Genomic DNA, 6,503 nt, shown 5'->3' with positions numbered 1-6,503 from the left:
GGTCCCAGCAGAAGGCGCAGGCGGCGTACGAGATCGGCCGCATCCAGCCCGACCTGGTCACCGTCGCGACCCGCGGCCCCGACGGGTGGGGCCTCGCCGAGCGCGACGAGGTCATGCGACCCGAGACGACGATGGAGGGGCTCGCCGCGCTGCGGACGCCGTTCCGTCCGCACGGCAGGATCACCGCCGGGAACGCGGCGGGCCTGAACGACGGCGCGACCGCCTCCCTCATCGCCTCCGAGCAGGCGGCCGCGGACCTCGGCCTGCCGGTCAAGATGCGTCTGGTGAGCTTCGCGTTCGCCGGTGTGGAGCCGGAGATCATGGGCATCGGCCCGGTCCCGAGCACAGAGAAGGCGCTGGTCAAGGCCGGGCTCACGATCGACGACATCGGCCTGTTCGAGCTGAACGAGGCGTTCGCGGTGCAGGTGCTGAGCCTGCTCGACCACTTCGGCATCGACGACGAGGACCCGCGGGTGAACCTCTGGGGCGGCGCCATCGCGTTCGGTCACCCGCTCGCCTCCTCCGGCGTCCGGCTGATGATCCAGCTGGCCGCGCAGTTCGAGCTGCACCCGGAGGTGCGCTACGGGCTCACGGCCATGTGCGTCGGGCTCGGCCAGGGCGGCAGCGTCATCTGGGAGAACCCGCACTTCGACAGGCGAGCCGCCAAGAAGGCGGCCAGGAGGACGAGCACCGTGGAGGCAGGCAAGTGACGGATGTGCAGGAGGCGCCGGCCGACCTCGTCGCGCTGAGCGCGGACGAGGTCGTCACCGAGGCCCACGCGAAGGACGTCCGGCTGCCGGGCGGCGGCGTGCTCGCGCTCGTCACGCTCGACAACGGCCGCGACCACACGCGCCCGAACACGCTCGGGCCGCGCAGCCTGCTCGCCCTGGAGGCGACGCTCGTCGCCCAGAAGGCGAGGGCGGAGCGCGGCGAGATCGTCGGGCTCGCCGTCACCGGCAAGCCGTTCATCCTGGCCGCCGGCGCCGACCTCAGCATGTTCGACCGCATACCTGGCCGGGCCGCCGCGAAGGAGCTCGCCGCGCTCGGGCACCGCGTGCTCGCGCACCTCGGCGACCTCGGCGTGCCGACGTTCTGCTTCATCAACGGGCTCGCGCTCGGCGGCGGCCTCGAGGTCGCGCTGAACGCGGACTACCGCACCATCGACGCCGCGGCCCCCGCGGTGGCGTTCCCGGAGGTGTTCCTCGGGATCATCCCCGGCTGGGGCGGGTCCACGATCCTCCCGAACCTCATCGGCATCGAGGCGGCGCTCAAGGTCATCGTCGAGAACCCGCTGAAGCAGAACCGCACTCTGACGGCGCAGCAGGCGCTCGACCTCGGCATCGCCGACGTGCTGCTCCCCTCCGCGGTCTTCCTGGAGCGGTCCATCGCGTGGGCCGCTGACGTGATCGGGGGCCGGGTGCAGGTGAAGCGCCCCCACGCGCCCAACCTCATCGAGCGCACGGTGAAGTGGGACATCGCGATCCGGGTCGCGCGGAAGAGCCTCGAGTCGAAGATCGGGACCGTGCCGAAGGCGCCGTACGCCGCGCTCGACCTGCTGGTCGGCGCGAAGAAGGCGAAGGACCGGGCAGGCGTGCTCGAGGGCTTCGCCGCCGAGGACGAGGTGCTCGCCGACCTGCTGGCCGGGGACCAGGCCGCCGCGTCGCTGTACGCGTTCGACCTCGTGCAGCGCCGCGCCAAGAAGCCGGCCGGGGCGCCCGACAAGGCCCTCGCGAAGAAGGTCACCAAGGTCGGCGTCATCGGCGCGGGCCTGATGGCCGGGCAGTTCGCCCTGCTGTTCGCCCGGCGGCTCAAGGTGCCGGTGCTGATCACGGACCTCGACCAGGCGCGCGTCGACGCCGGCCTCGCCCGTATCCACGCGGAGATCGGCAAGCTGGCGGACCGCGGCCGGGTGGACCCGGACGAGGCCAACCGGCTGGTGGGCAGCATCACGGGCACGACGGACGTCGCCGACTTCGCGGACTGCGACTGGGTGATCGAGGCCGTGTTCGAGGACCTGGGCGTCAAGCAGCAGGTGTTCGCGAACGTCGAGCCGCATCTCTCCGCCGAGGCCGTGCTCGCCACGAACACCTCGTCGCTGTCCGTCGACGCGATCGGCGCGAACCTGGCGAACCCGGAGCGGCTCGTCGGCTTCCACTTCTTCAACCCCGTCGCGGTGATGCCGCTCGTCGAGGTCGTGAAGGCGTCCAGGACCGACGACCCGACGCTCGCGACGGCGATGGCGGTCGCGAGGAACCTGCGGAAGAACGCGGTGATCACGAAGGACGCCCCGGGCTTCGTCGTGAACCGGGTGCTGGCCAAGGTGCTCGGCGAGGCCATGCACGCGGTCGACACCGGCACCCCCTTCGAGATCGTCGACCACGCGCTCGACCCGTTCGGCCTGCCGATGACGCCGTTCGAGCTGCTCGACCTCGTCGGCCTGCAGGTCGGCGCCCACGTGCTGGACACGCACCACGCCGCGTTCCCCGACCGGTTCTTCGACTCCGCGAACCTGCACGCGCTCGCCGACGCGGGCGTGCTGCTCGAGAAGGACGACAGGGGCGAGGTCAAGGGGTTCGACAAGCGGGCGCTCGCGATCGTGAAGCGGTCGCTGCCGAAGCCGACGACCCCGCAGACCGCGGAGGCGTTCCGCCTCCGCGTCGAGGACGGCCTGGCCGACGAGATCCACCGGATGCTCGAGGACGGCGTCGTCGCGGCGCCGGAGGACATCGACCTCTGCCTGATCCTGGGTGCGGGCTACCCGTTCCACGCGGGCGGCATCACGCCGTACCTGGACCGGGTCGGCGCCTCCGAGCGCGTCTTCGGCGGCACCTTCCACACCCCGCGCATCGCGGCCGCCGGCACCCGCTGACGCCCCCCCCCGAATCCGGGCGGGTTCGGACATTCCGGGCGTGAATTCGCGCCCGGAATGTCCGAACCCGCCCGCTTTCGTGACCGGGAGGGTCAGCGGGCGCGGGCGCGGGCCGGCTTCGCGGCCGGCTGCTTCGTGCCCGCCAGCTGCGCGGCGATGTCGGTCGCGATCGCCGCGGCCGTCAGGCCGCTCTCCGCGAGCAGCTCTCCCCGCTCCGCGTGCGGAAGGAACGCGTCGGGCAGGCCGACCTCGTTCAGCGCGGTGTCGACTCCGGCCGCGCGCATGTCCTGGCGGAGGCGGGTGCCGACGCCGCCGACGCGCACCCCGTCCTCGATCGTCACCACGAGGCGGTGCCGGGCAGCGAGGTCGATGAGGCTCGGCGCGATCGGCACGGCCCAGCGGGGGTCGACGACGGTCACGTCGATGCCCTGCTCGTCGAGCAGCCGCGCGACCTCGAGCCCCTGCGCCGCCATCACGCCGATCGCGACGACGAGCACGTCCGCACCGGTGCCGCGCGCCAGCACGTCGACCCCGTCGTCCAGCCGCTCGAGGGCCGGGATGTCGACGGGCACGCTGCCCTTCGGCAGGCGGAGGACCGTGGGAGCGTCCTCGACGGCGACCGCCTCCGCGAGCTCCTCCGCCAGGGTCGCGCCGTCGCGCGGCGAGGCGAGGCGCATCCCCGGCACGATCTGCAGCATCGCCAGGTCCCACATGCCGTGGTGGCTCGGCCCGTCCGGCCCCGTGATCCCGGCCCGGTGCAGCACGAACGTCACCCCGGCGCGGTGCAGGGCCACGTCCATCAGCACCTGGTCGAGCGCGCGGTTCAGGAACGTCGCGTACACCGCGAAGACCGGGTGCAGGCCCCCGAACGCGAGCCCGGCGGCGGAGGTGACCGCGTGCTGCTCCGCGATGCCGACGTCGATGACGCGGTCCGGGAACCGCTTCGCGAGCGGCTCGAGCCCGACGGGACGCAGCATCGCCGCGGTCATCCCGACGATGCGCCGGTCGCGCTGCGCGAGGCCGAGCAGGTCCGCGCCGAAGGCGTCGGCCCAGTCCCGCTGCGGCGATGCGGGCGCGAGCGGCGCACCCGTCTCGGGGTCGATCACGCCGACGGCGTGGAAGCGGTCGGCGTCGTCGGCCCGGGCGGGCGCGTAGCCGCGGCCCTTCTCGGTGATGACGTGCACCAGCACCGGCAGCTCGTACTGCTTCGCCTGCCGCAGCGCGTTCTCGACCGCGGCCTCGTCGTGGCCGTCGACCGGGCCCAGGTACTTGATGTCGAGGTTCGAGTACATCCGCTCGTTGTTCACGAAGCGGGCGAGGAACCCGTGCAGCGCCCCGCGGGTACCGCGGTAGATGGCGCGGCCGGGCCGGCCGAAGCGGTCGAACAGCTGCTGCGACCCCTTCTGCATGTCGCGGTAGGTGCGCTTGGTGCGCACCTCGTTCAGGTACCGCGCCATCCCGCCGATCGTGGGGGCGTAGGAGCGGCCGTTGTCGTTCACCACGATCACCAGGCGGCGGTTGTTGTCGTCGCTGATGTTGTTCAGCGCCTCCCACGTCATGCCGCCCGTGAGCGCCCCGTCCCCGACGACCGCGACCACGTGGCGGTCGGTCTGCCCGGTGACCTGGAACGCGCGGGAGATGCCGTCCGCCCAGGACAGCGAGCTGGAGGCGTGGGAGCTCTCGACGATGTCGTGCACGCTCTCGGCCCGGTCCGGGTACCCGGACAGGCCGCCGCGCTTGCGGAGCCGGGAGAAGTCCTGCCGCCCGGTCAGCAGCTTGTGCACGTACGTCTGGTGGCCGGTGTCCCACACGATCGCGTCATGCGGGGAGTCGAAGACCCGGTGCAGGGCGATCGTCAGCTCGACGACCCCGAGGTTCGGGCCGAGATGGCCGCCGGTGGCCGACACGGTGCGGACCAGGAAGGCGCGGATCTCGTCGGCCAGCTGCGACAGCTGGTCGTGCGTGAGCCCGTCCAGGTCCCGCGGGGTCCTGATCGTCTCGAGGAGGCTCATCCGTTCACCTTAGGAAACACACCGCGGGAACTCACCGGGACGGGCCGTGGGTCCCGGGCGTCGCGCCCGGGACCCGCCCGTCGCGACGGCTCAGGCGACCAGGCTCCGCAGCACGTACTGCAGGATGCCGCCGTTGCGGTAGTAGTCGGCCTCGCCCGGGGTGTCGATGCGGACGACCGCGTCGAACTCGATCGGCTGCTTCCCGTCGGCGGAGTGCGCCGTCGACGTCGCGACGACGTGCACCGTCCTCGGGGTGGTGCCGTCGTTCAGGACCGTGACGCCGGTCACGTCGAACGACTCGGTGCCGTCGAGGCCCAGCGAGTCGGCGGTCTCCCCCGCCGGGAACTGCAGCGGCAGCACGCCCATGCCGATCAGGTTCGATCGGTGGATGCGCTCGAAGCTCTCCGCGATCACGACCTTCACGCCGAGCAGGTTCGTGCCCTTCGCGGCCCAGTCGCGGCTGGAGCCGGAGCCGTACTCCTTGCCCGCCAGGATCACGAGCGGCGTGCCCTGCTCCTGGTAGTGCCGGCTGGCGTCGTAGATGAACGCCTGCGGCCCGTCGGACTCGGTGAAGTCGCGGGTGAAGCCGCCCTCCACGCCACGGTGCTCGTTGAACTGATCGAGCAGCCGGTTCCTCAGCCGGATGTTCGCGAACGTGCCGCGGATCATGACCTCGTGGTTGCCGCGGCGCGAGCCGTAGGAGTTGAAGTCCGTGCGGTCGATGCCGTGCTCGGTGAGGTACCGGCCGGCGGGGCTGTCGGCCTTGATCGAGCCGGCGGGGCTGATGTGGTCGGTCGTGACGGAGTCGCCCAGCTTCGCGAGCACCCGCGCCCCGGCGACGTCGACGACCGGGGTCGTCTCCAGCCGCATGCCGTCGAAGTACGGGGGCTTCCGCACGTAGGTGGACGCGTCGTCCCACTCGAACGTCGCCCCGGTCGGGGTGGGCAGGTTCCGCCAGCGCTCGTCGCCGTCGAAGACGCCCGCGTACTCGTGGTCGAACATGTCGGTCGAGATCGACGAGTCGATCGTCGCCTGCACCTCGTCCGCGTCCGGCCAGATGTCCTTCAGGAAGACGTCGTTGCCGTCCCGGTCGAGGCCGAGCGGATCGGTCTCGAAGTCGAAGTTCATCGTGCCCGCGAGCGCGTACGCGATCACGAGCGGCGGGGACGCGAGGTAGTTCATCTTCACGTCGGGGCTGATGCGGCCCTCGAAGTTGCGGTTGCCGGACAGCACCGCGGTCACCGCGAGGTCGTTGTCGTTGATCGCCGCGGAGACCTCGTCGATCAGCGGCCCGGTGTTGCCGATGCACACCGTGCAGCCGTAGCCGACCGTGTAGAAGCCCAGCGTCTCGAGCTCGTCCGTCAGCCCCGCCTTCTCGTAGTAGTCGGTGACGACCTTGGAGCCGGGGGCCAGCGTGGTCTTGACCCACGGCTTGGCCTTCAGCCCCTTGGCGCTGGCGTTCCTGGCGAGCAGGCCCGCCGCGAGCATGACGGAGGGGTTGGAGGTGTTGGTGCAGGACGTGATGGCCGCGATGGCGACCGCCCCGTGGTCGATCGTGAAGTCGCCCGCTGCTCCGGCCACCTTCGTCGGGTGCGACACCGACGGTGCGTGACTGATGGCTG

4 protein-coding genes are annotated in these 6,503 nt (G+C 71.8%); 2 read left to right on the top strand and 2 right to left on the bottom strand.

Going from position 1 to position 6,503, the window contains the following annotated elements; genetic code table 11:
• Together ACFE60_RS16595 and ACFE60_RS16590 are read left to right on the top strand one after the other, a co-directional pair.
• Positions 1-710, top strand: a 710-nt coding sequence (locus tag ACFE60_RS16595) for a thiolase family protein (RefSeq protein ID WP_375389967.1), incomplete at its 5' end; no start/stop codon positions are given.
• Positions 707-2,869 (top strand): 3-hydroxyacyl-CoA dehydrogenase NAD-binding domain-containing protein, encoded by a 2,163-nt coding sequence (locus tag ACFE60_RS16590; RefSeq protein WP_375389966.1) that lies wholly within the window; start codon positions 707-709, stop codon positions 2,867-2,869. The genes ACFE60_RS16595 and ACFE60_RS16590, both read left to right, overlap by 4 nt.
• A 92-nt stretch (positions 2,870-2,961) precedes the next feature.
• Here ACFE60_RS16590 and dxs read toward each other — a convergent pair whose 3' ends face one another.
• Both dxs and acnA read right to left on the bottom strand, forming a co-directional pair.
• Positions 2,962-4,881 (bottom strand): 1-deoxy-D-xylulose-5-phosphate synthase, encoded by a 1,920-nt coding sequence (dxs, locus tag ACFE60_RS16585; protein ID WP_375389965.1) that lies wholly within the window; start codon positions 4,879-4,881, stop codon positions 2,962-2,964.
• A gap of 90 nt (positions 4,882-4,971) precedes the next feature.
• Positions 4,972-6,503: aconitate hydratase AcnA (gene acnA, locus ACFE60_RS16580; RefSeq protein ID WP_375389964.1), on the bottom strand; the 1,532-nt coding region annotated here is incomplete at its 5' end.

The organism is uncultured Amnibacterium sp. (genome assembly GCF_964245895.1).
In the GTDB taxonomy this organism is placed as follows: Bacteria; Actinomycetota; Actinomycetes; order Actinomycetales; family Microbacteriaceae; genus Amnibacterium.
This window is presented reverse-complemented; position numbering and strand designations above follow the sequence as displayed.